Source organism: Acidimicrobiia bacterium (assembly GCA_040880805.1).
Lineage (GTDB): Bacteria > Actinomycetota > Acidimicrobiia > IMCC26256 > DASPTH01 > DASPTH01.
On sequence record JBBDHW010000019.1, the window covers coordinates 18,638 to 36,078 of the forward strand.

General features: G+C 69.7%; 21 protein-coding genes and 1 riboswitch. Of the genes, 11 read left to right on the forward strand and 10 right to left on the reverse strand.

Annotated features, from left to right (window positions below; translation table 11 throughout):
• Window positions 1-11 precede the first annotated feature (11 nt).
• Complete coding sequence (locus WD271_03490) at window positions 12-1,409, reverse strand: hypothetical protein (GenBank protein ID MEX1006888.1); 1,398 nt, start codon at window positions 1,407-1,409, stop codon at window positions 12-14.
• Window positions 1,410-1,690: 281 nt separating this feature from the next.
• Here WD271_03490 and WD271_03495 point away from each other — a divergent pair, with 281 nt between their 5' ends.
• Window positions 1,691-2,752, forward strand: a complete 1,062-nt coding sequence (locus tag WD271_03495) for a YncE family protein (protein ID MEX1006889.1) — start codon at window positions 1,691-1,693, stop codon at window positions 2,750-2,752.
• Window positions 2,753-2,762: 10 nt separating this feature from the next.
• Here the strand turns inward: WD271_03495 and WD271_03500 are convergent, their stop codons facing one another.
• From WD271_03500 to WD271_03510, 3 genes are read right to left on the reverse strand one after another with little or no spacing between them, the layout of a single operon-like run.
• A complete protein-coding gene (locus WD271_03500) occupies window positions 2,763-3,899 on the reverse strand; it encodes a Glu/Leu/Phe/Val dehydrogenase dimerization domain-containing protein (GenBank protein MEX1006890.1) in 1,137 nt (378 codons plus the stop codon).
• Window positions 3,900-3,911: 12 nt separating this feature from the next.
• Window positions 3,912-4,838: an L-lactate dehydrogenase gene (locus tag WD271_03505; GenBank protein MEX1006891.1), complete on the reverse strand. Its 927-nt coding sequence runs from the start codon at window positions 4,836-4,838 to the stop codon at window positions 3,912-3,914.
• 29 nt (window positions 4,839-4,867) lie between these two features.
• Window positions 4,868-5,449 (reverse strand): histidine phosphatase family protein, encoded by a 582-nt coding sequence (locus tag WD271_03510; GenBank protein ID MEX1006892.1) that lies wholly within the window; start codon window positions 5,447-5,449, stop codon window positions 4,868-4,870.
• A gap of 68 nt (window positions 5,450-5,517) precedes the next feature.
• Window positions 5,518-5,632: riboswitch (TPP riboswitch) on the forward strand.
• On the opposite strand from WD271_03510, the gene WD271_03515 reads away from it, so the two are divergent.
• The 7 genes from WD271_03515 to ribB all read left to right on the forward strand — a co-directional run bounded on the left by WD271_03515 (window position 5,619) and on the right by ribB (window position 12,339).
• The gene (locus WD271_03515; GenBank protein MEX1006893.1) at window positions 5,619-6,272 is read left to right on the forward strand and encodes a thiamine diphosphokinase; all 654 of its coding nucleotides are present in this window, start codon (window positions 5,619-5,621) and stop codon (window positions 6,270-6,272) included. It overlaps the preceding riboswitch by 14 nt.
• Window positions 6,269-7,315: a thiamine ABC transporter substrate-binding protein gene (locus WD271_03520; protein MEX1006894.1), complete on the forward strand. Its 1,047-nt coding sequence runs from the start codon at window positions 6,269-6,271 to the stop codon at window positions 7,313-7,315. The genes WD271_03515 and WD271_03520 overlap by 4 nt, the downstream gene beginning before the upstream one ends.
• Before the next feature lie 32 nt (window positions 7,316-7,347).
• Entirely contained in the window at window positions 7,348-8,949 is a 1,602-nt protein-coding gene (locus tag WD271_03525; protein MEX1006895.1) for an iron ABC transporter permease, read from the forward strand.
• Entirely contained in the window at window positions 8,949-9,899 is a 951-nt protein-coding gene (locus WD271_03530) for an ABC transporter ATP-binding protein (protein MEX1006896.1), read from the forward strand. Before WD271_03525 ends, WD271_03530 begins: the two co-directional genes overlap by 1 nt.
• 65 nt (window positions 9,900-9,964) lie before the next feature.
• Complete coding sequence (locus tag WD271_03535) at window positions 9,965-10,663, forward strand: response regulator transcription factor (GenBank protein MEX1006897.1); 699 nt, start codon at window positions 9,965-9,967, stop codon at window positions 10,661-10,663.
• Window positions 10,660-11,676 carry an ATP-binding protein gene (locus WD271_03540; protein MEX1006898.1) on the forward strand — a complete coding sequence of 339 codons (1,017 nt, stop codon included), beginning with the start codon at window positions 10,660-10,662 and terminating at the stop codon, window positions 11,674-11,676. The genes WD271_03535 and WD271_03540 overlap by 4 nt, the downstream gene beginning before the upstream one ends.
• 15 nt (window positions 11,677-11,691) lie before the next feature.
• Complete coding sequence (ribB, locus tag WD271_03545; GenBank protein MEX1006899.1) at window positions 11,692-12,339, forward strand: 3,4-dihydroxy-2-butanone-4-phosphate synthase; 648 nt, start codon at window positions 11,692-11,694, stop codon at window positions 12,337-12,339.
• 7 nt (window positions 12,340-12,346) lie between these two features.
• Here ribB and WD271_03550 read toward each other — a convergent pair whose 3' ends face one another.
• The 6 genes from WD271_03550 to pdxH all read right to left on the reverse strand — a co-directional run bounded on the left by WD271_03550 (window position 12,347) and on the right by pdxH (window position 14,317).
• Window positions 12,347-12,469 carry a hypothetical protein gene (locus WD271_03550; GenBank protein MEX1006900.1) on the reverse strand — a complete coding sequence of 41 codons (123 nt, stop codon included), beginning with the start codon at window positions 12,467-12,469 and terminating at the stop codon, window positions 12,347-12,349.
• Window positions 12,470-12,598: 129 nt separating this feature from the next.
• Window positions 12,599-12,745, reverse strand: coding sequence for a hypothetical protein (locus WD271_03555; protein ID MEX1006901.1), 147 nt, complete (start codon window positions 12,743-12,745; stop codon window positions 12,599-12,601).
• A 6-nt stretch (window positions 12,746-12,751) separates the two neighbouring features.
• A complete protein-coding gene (locus WD271_03560) occupies window positions 12,752-13,150 on the reverse strand; it encodes a cupin domain-containing protein (protein MEX1006902.1) in 399 nt (132 codons plus the stop codon).
• The gene (locus WD271_03565) at window positions 13,143-13,397 is read right to left on the reverse strand and encodes a hypothetical protein (GenBank protein MEX1006903.1); all 255 of its coding nucleotides are present in this window, start codon (window positions 13,395-13,397) and stop codon (window positions 13,143-13,145) included. The genes WD271_03560 and WD271_03565 overlap by 8 nt, the downstream gene beginning before the upstream one ends.
• An 18-nt stretch (window positions 13,398-13,415) precedes the next feature.
• Window positions 13,416-13,673 (reverse strand): hypothetical protein, encoded by a 258-nt coding sequence (locus tag WD271_03570; protein ID MEX1006904.1) that lies wholly within the window; start codon window positions 13,671-13,673, stop codon window positions 13,416-13,418.
• Between the two features lie 32 nt (window positions 13,674-13,705).
• Window positions 13,706-14,317, reverse strand: a complete 612-nt coding sequence (pdxH, locus tag WD271_03575) for a pyridoxamine 5'-phosphate oxidase (GenBank protein MEX1006905.1) — start codon at window positions 14,315-14,317, stop codon at window positions 13,706-13,708.
• A gap of 97 nt (window positions 14,318-14,414) precedes the next feature.
• Here pdxH and WD271_03580 point away from each other — a divergent pair, with 97 nt between their 5' ends.
• From WD271_03580 to WD271_03590, 3 genes are read left to right on the forward strand one after another with little or no spacing between them, the layout of a single operon-like run.
• A complete protein-coding gene (locus tag WD271_03580) occupies window positions 14,415-14,975 on the forward strand; it encodes a sigma-70 family RNA polymerase sigma factor (protein MEX1006906.1) in 561 nt (186 codons plus the stop codon).
• Complete coding sequence (locus WD271_03585; GenBank protein MEX1006907.1) at window positions 14,968-16,143, forward strand: hypothetical protein; 1,176 nt, start codon at window positions 14,968-14,970, stop codon at window positions 16,141-16,143. The genes WD271_03580 and WD271_03585 overlap by 8 nt, the downstream gene beginning before the upstream one ends.
• A gap of 34 nt (window positions 16,144-16,177) precedes the next feature.
• Window positions 16,178-17,425 carry a hypothetical protein gene (locus tag WD271_03590; protein ID MEX1006908.1) on the forward strand — a complete coding sequence of 416 codons (1,248 nt, stop codon included), beginning with the start codon at window positions 16,178-16,180 and terminating at the stop codon, window positions 17,423-17,425.
• Window positions 17,426-17,441: the final 16 nt, after the last annotated feature.

A 17,441-nucleotide genomic window follows, 5' to 3' on the forward strand; every position in this document is an offset into this window, starting at 1 on the left:
CGCGACCATCGCTACTTCACCACGGCGATTGCGGTGGTGTACCCCGACCTCGTGACGGTAGCCGTGCCCTTCCCGACCGGTCCGGTTGCCTGACCCTTCGCGTTCGTGGTGACGGTCTTCTTCTTGAACGCGACCTTCGCACCCTTGATCGGCTCTCCCGCGTCGCTCACGGTGAACGTGACGTTCTTCTTCGTCTTCTTCGTGTCGACAGTGAGGCCGGGCAGCACCTGGGTGTGCCACGTGGCGAGCGAGTCCGGCGTGGTGAACGACGCGAACACGTCGAGCGAGTCCGAACTCGCGTGGCCCTGCAGCTTCCAGACCGTGTCGGTGTCCGGCGCCTCCTTGAACTCGACGATCGCCCCGAGCTCGGACGCATCCTCGTCGGTGCGAAGGGCGAAGAGGCTGGTCTCGGCGGTGTCCTCCCACATCACCCAGAGCCGACCGTCGGGATCGGCCGCGAGGTTGACGTCCTCGATGTCGGTTCCTGTCGCAACGGTGATCGGTTCGTCCTCGCCGATCTGCCAGAGCAGCACCTCTTTGCAGGTCGGGTAGCCGCTGCAGTACGCGACGTAGGTACCCTCCGCGCCCGTGCGCGCCGCGATCGGCGTGCGCTGCGAGGGCCCGATCGCCTCGCCGTCGACGGCCGACTTCGGCACCGCCGTCGCGGTCCCGATCGACGGCCAGATCGGTTGCACCCACAGCCCGACCTGGTCGTCGACGTTCGAGTACCACGCGATGTACCCGTCGTCGTCGGTCTCGGAGAACGCGAGGTTGGGCATATAGTCGCAGCACGCGTTCCCCGTGAGCAGGTCGGTGTCGGGGTCGGCAGGGTTGAGCCCGAAGTGCAGGCCGAGGGTGAAGGAGACCGCGTAGGCGAACGCCGGCGTGCCGTCCTGGCGGAGCGCTGCACCTATCCCGTCGGGCATCGCGCTCTGCGACGACGAGACGCGCGCGCCTTGCTCGGTCCACGTGGTTCCCTGCGAGTCCGAGGTCGCCGATTGCATGCCGCTGCCCGTGCCACTGCTCAGGGTGAGGCCCGGGAAGAACACGCGGAGACCGCCGTCGGACGTGACGATGACCGCAGGGTTTCCCGCCGACGGCCATCCCGCCGACGCGGTCGCCGGGTCGCCGACCTCGCCGTCGGTGTCGACCGGCGTGTCCCTGATCTCCTCGAGGTTGCTGACGACGCGGGCGTGCCACAGCACGTGCAGCACGCCGTCTTCGGTGCGGGCCACGCTGACCTCGTCGATGTTCCGACCCTCGGAGTCGGTCACCTGTGTCCAGGTTTGCTCCTTCGCCGCGGTGTCGGTCGAGGCCGCCCACGCACCGGGCGTGACCGCAACTGCGACCGCGACCAGTGATCCCGCCAGAGCAACAACCCGCGTCCGAACTCCCCGATACGAATGCATGCCGGGCAGTCTCGCATGCGCGGGAACGCCGCGGCACCGCACGGGCGGTCGCGGCGCGTACTGTGCGTCGCTTGCTGGCGAGCACCGATCTCCGGTGGGCACGACGGCTGATCGTGGCGGCCACGATCCTCGGCCTCGTCGCGGTCGCGTGCACCGGCGGGGACGGCGGAACGCAGTCACAGCCCACGACCACGTCGTTGGCGGACACGTCGACGTCCGGCGGCACGACAACCCCGCCTCCGTCGACCGAGGCGCCCAAGACGATCGACACGATCCCCGGCATGCCGGGCGTGACCGACCCGAACAACCTGTACTCCGACGCGGGTGCCGGCAAGTTGAGCCCGGCGGTGGAGGGCGCGCTCTCGCGCGTCTACGTGCCCAACCGCAGATCGAACGACGTGTCGGTGATCGATCCGGCGACCATGCAGGTGGTCAACACGTTCAAGGTCGGCATCAACCCGCAGCACGTCGTTCCGTCGTGGGACCTGAAGACCCTCTGGGTCACGAACAACGCGGAGGGACGGACCGACGGCACCCTCACGCCGCTCGACCCGAAGACCGGCGAACCGCGCGGCCCGGCCATCGCGGTCGACGATCCCTACAACATGTACTTCACACCCGACGGCAAATCGGCTCTGGTCGTGGCCGAGGCACGCAAGCGACTCGACTTTCTCGACCCTCAGACCATGCAGCAGCAGGTCTCGGTCGACGTCCCGGACTGCGCGGGCGTGAACCACGCCGACTTCTCGATCGACGGCAAGTTCGCGATCTTCACGTGCGAGTTCCAGGGCAGCCTCGCGAAGGTCGACATCGTGAACCACACCGTGATGGGCTACCTGACGCTCAGCGGTGGAGGCATGCCGCAGGACATCCGCGTGTCACCCGACGGCAGCACGTTCTACATCGCCGAGATGGTGCGCGGCGGCGTGTACACCATCGATCCGTACGCGTTCACCGAGACGGGCTTCATCAAGACGGGAATCGGCACCCACGGCCTCTACCCCAACCGCGACGGCACCAAGTTGTTCGCCGCGAACCGGGGGCAGGACCACGTCGGCAACAACACCAAGAACGGCCCCGGGAGCGTGTCGGTGATCGACTTCGCGACGAAGGCGGTCGTTGTCACGTGGGACATCCCCGACGGCGGCAGCCCCGACATGGGCAATGTGAGCGTCGACGGCGGCACGCTCTGGCTCAGTGGTCGCTACGACGACGTCGTGTACGCCATCAACACCATCAACGGTGAGGTCACGAAGATCCCGGTTGGCGACGAGCCTCATGGGCTCGCGGTGTGGCCGCAGCCCGGGCGCTATTCGCTCGGCCACACCGGCAACATGCGGTAGGTCGGTTTGGTCAGGGGCGCAGTGCGCGCAGGGGTTCGCCGTTCGTCCACGCGGCAGGGTCACCCGGCTGCCACCGGCGGCCCGCTCCTTCCTCGGCGATGCGCTGGCGCGCAATTCTCTCGGCGGCGCGCGACGGTGTGATGCCATGCTCGTCGGCGAACGCGAGCACGCGCGCAGTAGTGCCTTCGATCTCCGCGGCGCGCGCGAGGGCGCGCTCGCGGTCATAGCCCACGAACTCCTCGGCGATGTTGATGATCCCGCCGGCGTTTGCGACAAAGTCCGGCGCGTAGAGGATCCCGCGCGCGGCGAGCATGCGGTCGGCGCCGATCACGCCGAGTTGGTTGTTCGCGGCGCCGACGATCGCACGGCACTGGAGGCGGGGGATGGTCTCGTCGTCGAACACGTCACCGAGCGCGCAGGGAGCGAGGATGTCGCAGGGCGTGACGAGTGCCTCGTCGGCACCAACCCTCGTCACGCCCAGCTCGCGTGCGAGCGCGTCGGCGCGCGACTCGAAGAGGTCGGACACGACCACTTCGGCTCCCGCAGCGACGAGCCGGCGCGCGAGCTGTGCGCCCACATGGCCGGATCCCTGGACGACGACCCGACAGCCGCGGAGCGAGGCGTCGCCGTCGAGCGCCGCGCGCACCGCGCGCATCGCGTGCAGCACACCGAGGGCAGTGACGGGTGACGGGTCGCCCGAGCCGCCCAGTGCCTCGTCGACACCGGTCACCCAGGGCGTGACTTCGGCGAGCCCGTTCATATCCGCGGTGGTCGCGCCCACATCCTCGGCCGCGAGGTAGCGGCCACCGAGCTCGTCGATGGCACGCCCGAGCGCGTGGAGCAGAGCGCTGGGACGCGCACGATCCGGGTCGTCCCACATGACGACCGCCTTGCCCCCGCCCTGGTGCAAGCCCGCGATCGCGGCCTTGAGCGTCATCGCCTCCGACAGCCGGAGCGCGTCGAGCAACGCGTCGTGCTCGCTCGCGTACCGCCAGAACCGGACCCCGCCGAGCGCGGGACCGAGCGCGGTCGAATGGATCGCGATGACCCCGCGCAACCCCACCGCGCGATCGGCGACGAACACCACTTGCTCGTGACCCGCGGCGGCCATCAGCGAGGTCACCGTCGCGCTTTGGAGCGATGCCATCGCGGGCTCGGTTCAGAAGGGCAGCGCGGAGTTGGCCTTGCGCAGCACGTCGAGCGAGTGCTCCCACGCGGTCTGCTCGTCAGCATTCATCGCGGGCATGAGCGGTTCGCTCGGCCCATCAGGCCCGAGCGCGCACGGAAGGCTGGCGCAGACGCCGTCGGCGACGCGTACCGAAACCGGGATGATCGTGCCCGCTTCCCGCCCGATGCAGCGGATCAGCCCACTCACCGCGAGGCCGATCCCATGCCGCGAGGCGCCGGCGAGCTCGCGCACGCGGTACGCCGCGCTGCGCACCTCCTGTTCGATCCCTGCACGCCACTCCGGGGTGAGGTCGAGCTTGCGTTGCTGGGCGTAGTCGACGAGCGACATCGCGCCGATGCACGCACCGCTGAACAAGAACACCGCCGAATCGCCATGCTCGCCGACAACCCACGCATGCACAGTGCGCGCGTGCACTCCGCACTCCCGGGCGAGCAGTTCGGCGAAACGGAGCGTGTCGAGCGACGTGCCGGTACCCATCACCGAGACCGGCCTATCGGCCCATCGCCGGGTGAGGTACTCGGTGAGGACGTCGAGCGGGCTGCTCACGACGATCGCGACGCGTGGCAACCCGCCACGCTCGATCGCTTCGGCCGTCGCCGCCATCACATCGAGGTTGCCCTGCAACATGTCGAGGCGCGACTGCCCGCTCTTCGTGTGCGCACCGACCGTGATCACGAGCACGTCTTCGGGTTCGATCTCCTCGAACGACCGGCCGCGGATTTCGGTGCGCGGGAGCAAGGGCATCCCGCTCAGGTAGTCGAGCGCTTCGCCCCGTGCGCGATCACCGGTGCGCCCGTAGAGCGTGACACAGCCGGCAAGCCCTTGGAAGATGACCGCGCCCGCGCTCGCGATGCCGACGCCGCCGGTGCCCACGATGCCCACGCTCAGTCCGGCCATATCTCCGCCGAGCCTAAATCATGGGTCGCTCACGAGTTCCACACGCGCAGCACGCGCTGCTCGTGCTCGTGGCCGAGCACGCTGATGGTCGCGACGTCGAGCCCGAGGAGACGCCCGGCCTCGGGCGCGAGACCCACCCAACGCGCGCCGAGCACGCGAAGGAAGTGGCCGTGCGAGAAGAGCGCGACGGGGCCTCGCGCCGCGGCGTCGGCCGCGCGCGCGAGCACGCGGTCAGCCCGCGCGCCGACCTGCGCGGCGGTCTCGCCGCCGGGGACGCCGTGCGAGAAGATCGTCCAGTCGGGAACCTCGTTTCGGATCTCGATGGTGGTGCGCCCCTCGTACTCGCCGTAGTTCCACTCCGCGAGATCGTCGGTCAGTTCAGTGCGATCGCCCAGACCCGCGAACGCACACGTGTCGACGGCCCGCGTACGCGGGCTGGTGAGCACCAGGGCGAACCCCCGGCCCATGAGCCGTGGCGCGAGCTCGGCCGCTTGCTCCTGCCCGCGTTCGGTGAGCGGGATGTCGCTGTACGACGTGTGCCTGTCAGAACTGCTCCACTCCGTCTCGCCGTGTCGCACGAGCACGATCTCGGGCTCGGGCTCGACCGCCATCCGTCCTCCGGTTCCAAATGAAGAACGCACACTTGCACAGGTACGCCAACGCATACGATGACGCGACAACCGAATCCCCGGGGAGCTCGGGACAGCCGGGCTGAGAGGGCGACCGTCATGCGTCGCCGACCCCTCGAACCTGAACCGGGTAATTCCGGCGGAGGGACTGATGGGAAGCGTCGCGCTCGTGTTCGCAGGAGGCGATCCACCGCCCCCGAGCGCCATCGCGGATCTGCCCGCCGCCGATCTCGTGGTGGCGGCCGATTCCGGGCTCCACCACGCGGTCGCGCTCGGGTTCCGCGTCGACCTGGTCGTCGGCGATCTCGACTCGGTCGACCCGGCTGCGCTCGACGCCGCCGCGGCGGCGGGTACAACGGTCGACGCGCACCCCGCGGCGAAGGACTTCACCGACCTCGAGCTCGCGTTGCAGGCGGCACGCAACCGCGGATGTTCGCGGGCCGTGGTGATCGGCGGTGCGGGCGGACGTGTCGACCACTTCCTTGCCAACCTGCTCCTCCTCGCCTCGCCCGAGTTCGTCGGGCTCGACGTGGAGGCGCGGGTGGGAAGCGCCGATGTGTTCGTCGTCCGCGCCGCGCGTGAGGTCCGAGGGCAGCCGGGTGACTTCTGCTCGCTGCTCGCGCTCGGTGGACCCGCGCGTGGCGTTCACACCGCGGGCCTCCGGTTCCCACTGCGCGGCGAGACACTGCACCCGGGATCGACGCGCGGGTTGAGCAACGAGTTGCTCGAACCGGTCGCGCAGGTATCGCTCGACGACGGTGTGCTGCTGGTCGTACTCCCCGACGCACGGAAGGCGTACTCATGAAGCGCGCGCTCGCCCTGATGCTGCCGATCGCACTGCTCTCGATCTGGCCGACACATGCCAACGCGGCGAGCGCCACGACAATCACGCTCGTCGCGCACGACTCGTTCGGGGTGTCGAAGCCGGTGCTCGCCGCGTTCACGAAGCAGACAGGGGTGAAGGTGAAGCTCCTGCAGTCGGGCGACGCAGGAGAGGTGCTCAACCAGGCCATCCTCACGAAGGACCACCCGGTCGGCGACGTGCTCTTCGGTGTCGACAACACGTTCCTCGGCCGCGCGCTCGACGAGGGGATCTTCGAGACGTACGCCCCTGTGGCGCTGTCGAAGGTGCCGGCCGAGTTCCAGCTCGACGCGACACACCACCTCACGCCGATCGACCACGGCGACGTGTGTATCAACTACGACAAGCAGTGGTTCGCCAAGGAAAAGGTCGCGGTGCCGGAGACGCTCGACGACCTCACGAAGCCTGTCTACAAGGGCAAGCTCGTGGTCGAGAACCCGGCCACCTCGTCGCCCGGCCTGGCGTTCGTGCTCGCCACGATCGCCCGCTACGGCGACGGCGGCTGGCGCGCGTATTGGGAGAAGCTCCGGTCGAACGACGTGAAGGTCGACGACGGGTGGGAGACCGCGTACCAGGGCGACTTCACCCAGGGCGGCAACCAGGGCACGTACCCACTCGTGGTGTCGTACGCGTCGAGTCCGCCCGCGGCCGTCTATTACGCGAAGCCGCACCCGAAGACCTCGCCGGTCGGCACCATGCTCGACTCGTGCTTCCGTCAGGTGGAGTTCGCGGGCGTTCTGAAGGGAACAGAGCACCGGGCGGCCGCTCGCAAGCTGGTGGACTTCATGCTGTCGGAACGCTTCCAAGCAGACGTACCCCTCGGGGGGGAGATGTTCGTGTTCCCGGTCCGCGTGGGCACGCCGCTACCGCCGCTGTTCACGAAGTTCGCGGACGTAGCACCAAACCCGCTCTCGCTGCCGGCGTCCGAGATCGCTCGCAACCGCGACCAGTGGATCGAGCAGTGGACCAGCACGGTGCTCCGGTAGCCGTCGTCGCGCACCGGCGCGGCGCAAGCGCGCTGCTCGCGCTCGTCCCGCTCGCGTTCTTCGCGGTGTTCTTCGTGTACCCGGTCGCGACGATCGTCGCACGTGGCCTGGCGCCTGGGGATGCGGGTCTCGACCTCGACCCACTCCGCGAGGTCGTCACCGACCCGTCGCTCCGTCACGTGATCTGGTTCACGGTGTGGCAGGCCACCGTGTCGACGGTGCTCACCGTGGCGATCGCGCTCCCTGGCGCGTACATGCTCACGCGCTACGAGTTCCGCGGGCGACGCGTCGTGCGCTCGCTGGTGACCGTACCGTTCGTGCTGCCCACGGTGGTGGTCGGCACCGCGTTCGCGGCGTTGCTCGGACCGGGCGGCACGCTCGGGAGCCTCGGACTCGACCAGACGGTGTGGGCGATCCTCATCGCCCACGTGTTCTTCAACTACGCGGTGGTCGTGCGGACCGTCGGCGGCCTCTGGTCACACCTCGACCCACATCAGGAGGAAGCCGCGCGCATGCTCGGCGCAAGCAAGTGGCGGGCGTTCCGGGCGGTCACCCTCCCCGCGCTGCGCCCGGCAATCGCGACCGCGAGCGCGGTCGTGTTCCTCTTCACCTTCACATCGTTCGGCATCATCCTCATCCTCGGTGGCCCGCGGTATGCGACGCTCGAAACGGAGATCTATCGGCAGACGGCTCAACTCCTGAACCTCCCGCTCGCGGCCGCGCTCACGCTCGTGCAGCTCGTGGCCGTCGGCCTCCTCCTCGCGGTCACCGCGCGCATCCAGGGACGCGAGCGTGCGGCGTTGCGGTTGCGGGCCGCCACCGAGACCGCGCACCGTCCGCGCACCACGCGGGAGCGCGTCGTGGTGGGAGTGAACCTCGCGGTGATGGCATTGCTGCTCGGGGGTCCGATCGCGGTGCTCGTCGAGCGGTCGCTGCACACGCCGACGGGCTACGGCCTCGACTTCTACCGCGCGCTCGACGAGCTCCACCGCGGCAGCACGTTGTTCGTGCCACCGCTCAACGCGGTCGGCACGTCGTTGCGGTATGCGGTGCTCGCCACGGTCATCGCGGTTGTCGTCGGCGGCTGCGGCGCGATAGTGCTCGCCCGACGGCGTGGACGCGCGCTCGACGCGCTCGTCTCGCTGCCGCTCGGCGTGTCGGCAGTGACCGTGGGGTTCGGGTTCCTCATCGCGCTCGATGAGCCCCCGCTCGACCTCCGCACGTCGTGGCTCCTCGTTCCGATCGCGCAAGCGCTGATCGCCATCCCGTTCGTCATTCGCATGATGACCCCGGTGCTGCGGGCCATCGACCCGCGACTCCGGGAGGCCGCGGCGACCCTCGGCGCTCCGCCGGCTCGGGTCTGGCGCGAGGTCGATCTGCCGATCGTCGCCCGTGCCGCGCTCGTGGCCGGCGGGTTCGCGTTCGCGATCTCGCTCGGCGAGTTCGGCGCCACGATCTTCATCGTGCGACCGACCTCGCCGACGCTGCCGGTGCTCGTCTACCGGCTCCTCGGACAGCCGGGGCCACTCAACTTCGGCGCGGCAATGGCCGCAAGCGTGATCCTCATGGCAATCACCGCACTCGCGATCCTCGCCATCGAGGGCTTCCGGGTGGGATCGGTGGGCGAGTTCTGATGCTCGAGGTGGAACACCTCTCGGTTCGCTACGGGGAGGTCACCGCGCTCGACGGCGTGGATCTCGCGGTCGCTGCACGCGAGATCGTGAGCGTGCTGGGCCCGAGCGGCAGCGGCAAGAGCACGCTGCTCCGGGCGGTCGCGGGCCTCGCGCCCGAGGCAACCGGGCGCGTGCGGTGGAACGGCGTCGACCTCGCCAACGTGCCGCCACACCGTCGCGAGTTCGGCCTGATGTTCCAGGATCACGCGCTCTTTCCGCACCGCGATGTGATTGGCAACGTGATCTTCGGGCTTCGCATGCAGCGCCGCCCGCGCGTCGAAGCCGAGGCGCGCGCACGCGAGACGCTCGCGCTCGTCGGACTCGTTGGGTTCGACCATCGTCGGGTCGCGGAACTGTCAGGCGGCGAGCAACAACGAGTCGCGCTGGCTCGCGCGCTCGCGCCGGCGCCGCGACTGCTCATGCTCGACGAACCGCTGGGCGCTCTCGACCGCGCGCTGCGCGACCGGCTCGTCGCCGAACTGCGCGCGCTGTTCGTGCGTCTCGGGGTCACCATCATCTTCGTGACCCACGACCACGACGAGGCCTTCGCGCTCGCCGACCGCGTCGTTGTGATGGAAGGGGGCCGCATCGCACAGTCCGGCACGCCGGCCGACGTGTGGGACCACCCGAAGAATGCGTTCGTCGCCCGGTTCCTCGGCTGGAACGTGACCCACGCGTTCGGCGACGGCCTCATCGCAGTGCGCCCCGAGGGGCTGGCGCTCACGCCGTCGTCCGCCAGAACGGCCGTCGTCACCGGCCGCACGTTCCGTCGCGACCACTATCTCCTGGAGATCGAGGTGGGCGACGGTGAGCGCCTCGAGGTCGCGGTCGCCGTCGACGGCTCCGTTCCCGAGGTCGGCGACACCGTGGGCATCGAGATGGTCCCCGGAGCGGCCGTCGGGCTCGGATGATCTCCACCGAATCTCCACAACTCCAGCGGGACACCTTCAGAGCGTGTCTTTATCCTGGACCGACGATGCCCGTTCCGTCCCCGATGCTCACGCGCACGATCCTCGTGGTGGAGGACGAACCGCCGATCGCCGACGCCGTGGCCACCCGGCTCCGCAGCGAGGGCTTCGAGGTGACGATCGCCCCCGACGGGCAGGCGGGCGTCGAGCTCTGCGAGCGGCTCCGCCCGGACCTCGTCGTGCTCGACCTCATGCTTCCCGGCCTCGACGGCCTCGACGTCTGCCGGGAGATCCAGCGGGACCGGCCGGTGCCCGTCCTCATGCTCACTGCGCGCGACTCGGAGACCGACCTCATCGTCGGCCTCGAAGTGGGCGCCGACGACTACCTCACCAAGCCCTTCAGCGCGCGTGAGCTCGTAGCCCGAGTGCATGCGCTGCTGCGGCGGGTCGAGCGCCGGCCCGCCGTCCCCACCGCGACGCTCCAGGTGGGGCCGGTCACCCTCGAGCCCGCCACCCGCCGCGTCAAGAGTGGCGACGAGTCGGTGCACCTCACCCCTACCGAGTTCGACCTGCTCGTATACCTCGCCGAACGGCCCGCTCGCGTCTTCACCCGGGAACAGCTGCTGGCGCAGGTCTGGGGTTATCACGACAGTGCCGGGGCCCGCACGGTCGACTCGCATGTGCGCGCGCTCCGCCGCAAGCTGGGCAACGACGTGGTGCGCACCGTGCACGGTGTCGGCTACGCCGCGGGGGAATCCGCCGCGTGAACCGTCGAGCGCGCCTCGCCCACCCGCTCGACGACGTCCCGTCGATCAAACTCAAGCTCGGCTTCGTGATCGCGGCGGCGGTCGCGATCACCGTGTTCGTGTTCTGGGTGGGTCTCAAGATCGGGCTGTGGCCGTCGGTGAGCGGCGTCATCGCCGCCGCGGTCGCCATGACCATGGTGTGGTTCCTCTCGCGCGGCATGACGTCGCCGCTGCGCGAGATGGCCGCCGCCGCGTCCGAGATGGCCAAGGGCAACTACGAGCGACGCGTGCGTTCCTCGTCGCGCGACGAGGTGGGCGCATTGGCGCGCGCGTTCAACCAGATGGCCGCCGACCTCGCCGAGACCGACCGCGTGCGGCGCGACCTGGTCGCGAACGTGTCTCACGAGCTGCGCACACCGATCACTGCACTGCAAGTGCTGCTCGAGAACCTCGTCGACGGAGTCACCGAGCCCGACCCCGAGACCTTCCACACGATGCTCACGCAGGTGGAGCGGCTCGGCCGGCTGGTCAAGCAGCTCCTCGATCTCTCGCGCCTCGAATCGGGCGCGGTGCCGCTCGAGCGCACCGCGTTCCGGGTGGAGCCGCTGCTGGCTCACGCTGTGCGCGAGCAACGCCTGCATGCACCCGAGATCGACGTCTCGATCGCGGTCGACTCACCCGACCTCACCGCCGACGGCGATCCCGAGCGGGTGCACCAGGTGGTCGCGAACCTGCTCGAGAACGCGGTACGCCACACGCCGCGCGGCGGTGTGGTCGAGGTGTGCGCGCACCGCACCTGCGACAGCGTCGTCATCGAAGTCGTCGACGAAGGCCCGGGCATCCCCGAGTCGGAGCAGACGCGGATCTTCGAACGCTTCTACCGCGCCGACGCGGCACGCGCGTCGAGCGACGGCGGCGCGGGGCTCGGCCTCGCGATCGCGCAATGGATCGTCGACCTCCACGGCGGCGACATCCACCCGGAACGGCGGGAGCCGCACGGCTGCCGCATGGTCGTGACCCTCCCCGACAACTGAGAACCAGGAGCCCCAATGCCACTGGCCACCATCGACGACGCACTCAAGCGCATCCGCCGCGGCGAGATGGTCCTCGTCGTCGACGACGAAGACCGTGAGAACGAGGGCGATCTCACGATGGCCGCGAGTTGGGTCACACCCGAGGCCGTCAACTTCATGTTGCGCTGGGGTCGCGGGCTCGTGTGCATGCCATGCGACGGTCGAGTGCTCGACGCGCTCGACGTATGGCCGATGGTGCCGTCGGACCGCGCCGGTTGCGACACCGCGTTCGCGGTTTCGATCGACCATGTCACTGCGGGGAGCGGAATCGGCGCGGCCGACCGTGCGCGCACGATCCGCAAGGTGATCGACCCCGGCGCCCGGCCATCCGATTTCCATCGACCCGGGCACGTGTTCCCGTTACGCGCTCGCCCGGGTGGGGTGCTCGAGCGGCGCGGCCACACTGAAGCCGCCGTCGACCTCGCGCGGCTCGCAGGGCTTCCACCGGTTGCGACGATCTGCGAGGTGCTGCACGAGGACGGCTCGCCGGCGCGGCTGCCGTACCTCGACGGCTTCGCGACCGAGCACCTCATCACCATCGTGTCGGTGGAGCAGATCGCCGAGTACCGCCTCACGCTCGACGACACCGACGCCTACGGCCTGCGCACTCCACTGCTCCTGTGACGAGCTGTCACAGGCTCGCGAGGCGGGCGAGCACCGCCACGCGCTCCATCGCTTCTCGCGCCTTCTCGTCTTGCCCGCGGTCCCATTCCCACATTGAGTAGTCGACCTCGCGGGCGACGGCCCGGTTCACAACGCTCGATCAGCAACGCGAAGTGCTCGCGATCCTCGTCGAGTAGCAACACCGTGCCGTCGCCGTCCCACCACCGCAGCGCGGTCCCCTCGTGACGCGCCTCTCGCTCCGGGAACGCGAGCTTGATCACTACGTCGGTGCCGTCGGCACGCGTGGCCGCTGTTCGAACTCGTCGACCAAGCCCGGGAGGGCGGCGAGCCAACGATCACCGTCTTCCGTACCGGCGAAGCTGTCGCGCAGATCGGACGGGATCGAGAACGAGCTGTCGCGCGGCACGCGCGATCAGCGGGGGCGGGTCTCGGTGCCGCGGCCGGCGGTGATGAAGAGCGCCTCGCCGGGTTCGTGTACATCGGCGGTGTGCCACACGCCCGGAGGGTTGACCACCGCCATGCCGGGACGCAGCTCGACCACGCGGTGTTCGCCGTCGATCTCCTGGATGAGGTCGGCGCGACCGGAGAGCAGCACCACGAGCTCGTCACCGGCCGGGTGTCGTTCCCAGGAGTCCCACGACGCGTCCTGCTTCATCAACACGACGAGCCGGCCCTCGTTGCCGTCGGACGCGGTGCGCTGCACGTAGGCGTCGAGGTACTCGGGCGTCCACTGGAAGTCCGGGAGCGGCTCGACGCGCGCGCCGAGGCCGAGGTGGGCGTACGTCGTGTGCAGGTCGAAGGTCTCAGACACCAGGTGTGGGGGGCTCAGGGGGTTCGTAGACGTACACGACCGAACGCTCGGGGTGCTCGAAGTCGAGGATCACGTCGAGGTTGTCGGGTGGGGGCGCGGCGGGCGCTTCCGAGATGATCGCCGGCTCTTCCTTCTCGGGGCGCCCTTCGAGTGCGTCACGGAGACCGAGCAGACCTGCGGCCACGACCGACCCGGCGGCGGATCGCTTGAATCTGTCGACTGGTCGTTCCCACTCGGTCGAGCTCACCACGCCACTGTACGCCCTTCAATCTCCAGGGTCTTCGCCGATCTCGCGGAGTGCCGCGGCGATCGCGACTCGCAGGCGACGCGCGGTGTCGGGTGCGAGGTGCGCGACAATCCCGAGCCCGGCTCGCCCGGCTTCCTCGACGGTCAGGACGACGCGCAGGTCGCCCTCGCCGCACGCGTCGCAGTCGTCGGTGAGCGCGATGGCCCACGACACGGGCGGGCGTTCGTCGTCGTCGGCGGGATGGTCGTCGAGAGCATCATCGATGGAACGGCGCATGCGGGACACCCTACGAGAGCCGCACGATCGGCTCAGGGCTGGAGGCGGTCGATCGCCCAGGTGCCGTCGTCCGCGCGCGTGTAGCGCAACCGGTCGTGCAGTCGATCTTCGCGGTGCTCCCAGAGCTCGAGCTCATCGGGGACGAGTCGGTAGCCACCCCAGAACGGCGGGAGGGGAACGTCGCCGTCGTCCTCGGCGAACCGCGCTTCGGCAGCAGCTGCGCGCGCCTCGAGCTCCTCACGCGATCCGATGGGCTCGCTCTGCGCCGACGCCCACGCGCTCACGCGGCTCGCGCGCGGCCGGTTGCGCCAGTACGCCTCCGACTCCTCCTGGGAGACGCGCTCGACTCGACCCGTCGCGCGCACCTGTCGCTGCACCGCGGGCCAGTGGAAGAGCACGGCCGCGTGCGGGTTGGCGTCGAGCTCGCGGCCCTTCCGGCTCCTGAAGTTGGTGAAGAAGCAGAAGCCGCGCTCGTCGAGGCCACGCAGCAGGACGGCTCGGGCCGATGGGCGGCCGTCGGGCGTGGCGCTCGCCACGGTCATCGCGTCGGGCGCCAGCACGCCTCGGGCCTCGGCATCGGCGTACCAGCGGCCGAACTGCACGATCGGATCGGGGTCGACTGCGTCCTCGCGCAACGGGCCCATGGGCACCCGTGTCAGGCTACGTGCCATTCCGAGGCAACCGAAACCGACTCCTGTGCGTCGATCCCGTGCAGGCGCGCCGCGCTTGCAGGGAGGAATCGTGCAAGCCCTGGCCGAGCAACCGCCTCCGGCACACGACCATCCGGCGCTCCAGAGCGTCGAGAGCGACGACGAGCGGATCCGGGCGTTCGTCGACGGTGAATACCGCCAGGTCGTGTCCACGGTTGCCCTGGTGTGCGGCAGCGTCGCGACCGCGGAGGACTCGGTGCAGGAGGCCCTCGCGCGTGCCTGGGAGCAGACGGCGCGGGGCAAGGAGATCGAGCGACTGCCCGCGTGGATCACGACGGTCGCGCTCAATCTGGCGCGCAGCCAGATGCGGCGGTGGCGGTGCGAGCGCCGGGCACGGACGCGCCTCGGTGCACTGCGCCCGGAGATCCACGACGTCACCGGTGCGAGCGGAGAGGCGTACGCGGTGCGGCAGGCACTCCTCGCCCTCCCGCGCCGGCAACGCGAGGTCACCGCGCTCCGTTACTACCTCGGCCTCGACGTCCGCGAGATCGCCGAGCAGCTCGGGATCGCGGAAGGAACGGTGAAGGCGATGCTCTTCCGAGCGCGGCAGTCGCTCGCCGAGACACTCGACGACGGAGCCACGGATGCGTGAGGACCAGCTCGAGCAGTCGCTGCGTGCCGCGGTGCCGCGCGTGGCCACGAACGGCGTGCTCGATCGCGTCGCGCACAAGCGCGCGCGTCGACACACGGTTCGACGCATCGAGCTCGGCGCGGTCGCGTTCGTGCTGGTCGTCGCGCTGTCGATGGTCGTCGTGCTGGCGCAGGAGGACGGCGAGGTATCTCGCGTCGCTGCGCCGGGCGGCGCGTCGACTGTTCGTGTGATCACCGGTGGCGCGGCAGTTACGCCGAAGGCGGGAACCGCGCGCACACCGGTGCCCGTCACGCTCGATCCCGACCAGGGCTACGTGCGCGGACCGCTGGTCGTCTCCGGCTCCACACTCTCGCTCGCGGCCTACGACCACGACCGCGACAGCTTCACCTATCCGCCGTCGCGGATCGTGCGGCTCGATGACCGCACCTTCCGCGAAGAAGGGCGGACAGACCTCAAGGCCGAGATTCTCTCGATCGCCAATGGTGACGGTGGCGCGCGGTGGGTTGTGACCCGCAACCCGGCACCACCGAACGGACTCCCGGATACGTTCCTGAAGCGCATCGGCGCCGACGGCGCGGTCGTGTCGACCCTCCTGCCGCCAGGCACCGACCCGGTCGGGGAAGTGGTCGCGGGTAGCGGTGCCGTGTGGATACCAGTGCGCGACGGAGTGCTCCGCTACGACGCCGCGACCGCGCGACTCACCGCACGGATCGACCTGTCACCCACTGACACCCGTGCAGTCGCAGTCGGGAGCGGTGTCATTTCGGTGACTACGGCCGGCGGAGGCGTGCAGTTGCTCCGACCCGACGGCTCGGGAACGCTGAAACCCTCCGGAGGCGTCGCCGATGGCCCGGTGATCGACCTCGCCCAAGACGGCGTCGGCGGCGTGCTCACACTGGGAACCGATGGCGCCACCGGCCAGGTACACGTCGGCGATCAGAGGCTGCCACGCGGCTTCGCTGCGACCTCGCTGTCCGCAGCCGACGGACGCGTCTGGGTGGAGGGCACCGCGGGCGGCGCGCCGGCAGTCGTGCTACTCGGCGGAGCCCACGGTATGACGACGGTCGTGCTCGACAAGGGGCGGGACGCGTCGTTCGCCTGGATCGGACCGAACACGGTGCTCGCGGTGTCGAACGGCACGCTGCTCCGAATCGACCTGAAGAAATAGGCAACGCCAACACGCACTCAGACGTCGGTCAAGCATGCTGTCCATTCGAAGTCTTGCGCTCGCGGCGGTCGCTGCAATCGTTGCTGGCGTCGGTAGTCCGGTTGCGCAGGCGAGCCCGCCAACTGACGGACTGCTCTACGTCGGGAGCGCGAGCACGATCACCGCGCTCTCGCCGGAGACCGGTGCGGTGCAGTTCACGAAGTCGCCCGCGATCGCGTCACGCGACTGGTCGCGGCTCTACTCGACGCAGTCGACGAACACCGCGACGGTGCTGACCACGTCGGACGCGCGCACCGGCAAGGCGCTCGCAACCCGCAAGCTCGCGCCCAACCTCGGGTTGCGCGCGGTCTCCGACGACGGCTCCGCGGCGGTGCTCAGCGAGAACGCGACCACGGGCGCCAACCCGTACGAGCCCACGCCCCGCCCCACCACGACGCTCACGGTTGTTCGCACCGGTCAGAAGCCCCGCACGTACACGGTCATGGGCAACGTCGAACCAGAGGCGTTCTCGCTCTCGAACTACTCGCTGTTCGTCATCGAGTACTCACCACCGACCGCGCCGGACCGGTACCGCGTCGCTCGTATCGACGTGGTCGGCCACGCCAAGGTCCTGAAAACCCGTGCCGTCCGCAGCAACGAGGACGAACTCCAGGAACCGATGCGCGGCACCGCCCGCGCCCAGACGATGGCGCCTGACGGCCGTCGCCTCTACACGCTGTACACACGCGACGCCACCGCGACCGAGCCGGCCGAGGCGTTCGTGCACGTGCTCGACCTCCAACGCGAACGCGCGACCTGTGTCGATCTTCCCCCCGAGTTCGCGGCGAGCCCCGTCGGCGCGGTCGCGGTGTCGCCGTCCGGTACCCGTCTCTACGTCGTCGCACCGGCGGCGGCCGCGCTCGCCGAGCTCGACACCGCCACGCTCCGCATCACGCGCACGGCGCGGCTTCCCGAACCGTCGACCGATACGACGGTGCGAGCAACCGTCGCCGGAAGCACAACGCTGTATGTCGCCACGGCCAGCGAGGTGACCTCGGTGAACCTCACCGATCTCGCCGCGTCCGGCGCTTGGTACGTGCCGGGCACGGTCACCGGCATCCAGCCCGCGTCGAGCTCGCGCACGCTCTTCGTCTCGCTCACCGACCGGGTGCTCGCGGTGGACCCGAGGACGGGCACGACGCAGCGCGAGTTCGCTTCGATCAACGCCGGCCGCATCGACCACGTCGCGCCCGCGCTCCGCCCGATCGTGCGCGAAGGCGACTCCGTGCAGTGCGCCTGCTGAGCAGTAGGGTCCGGGC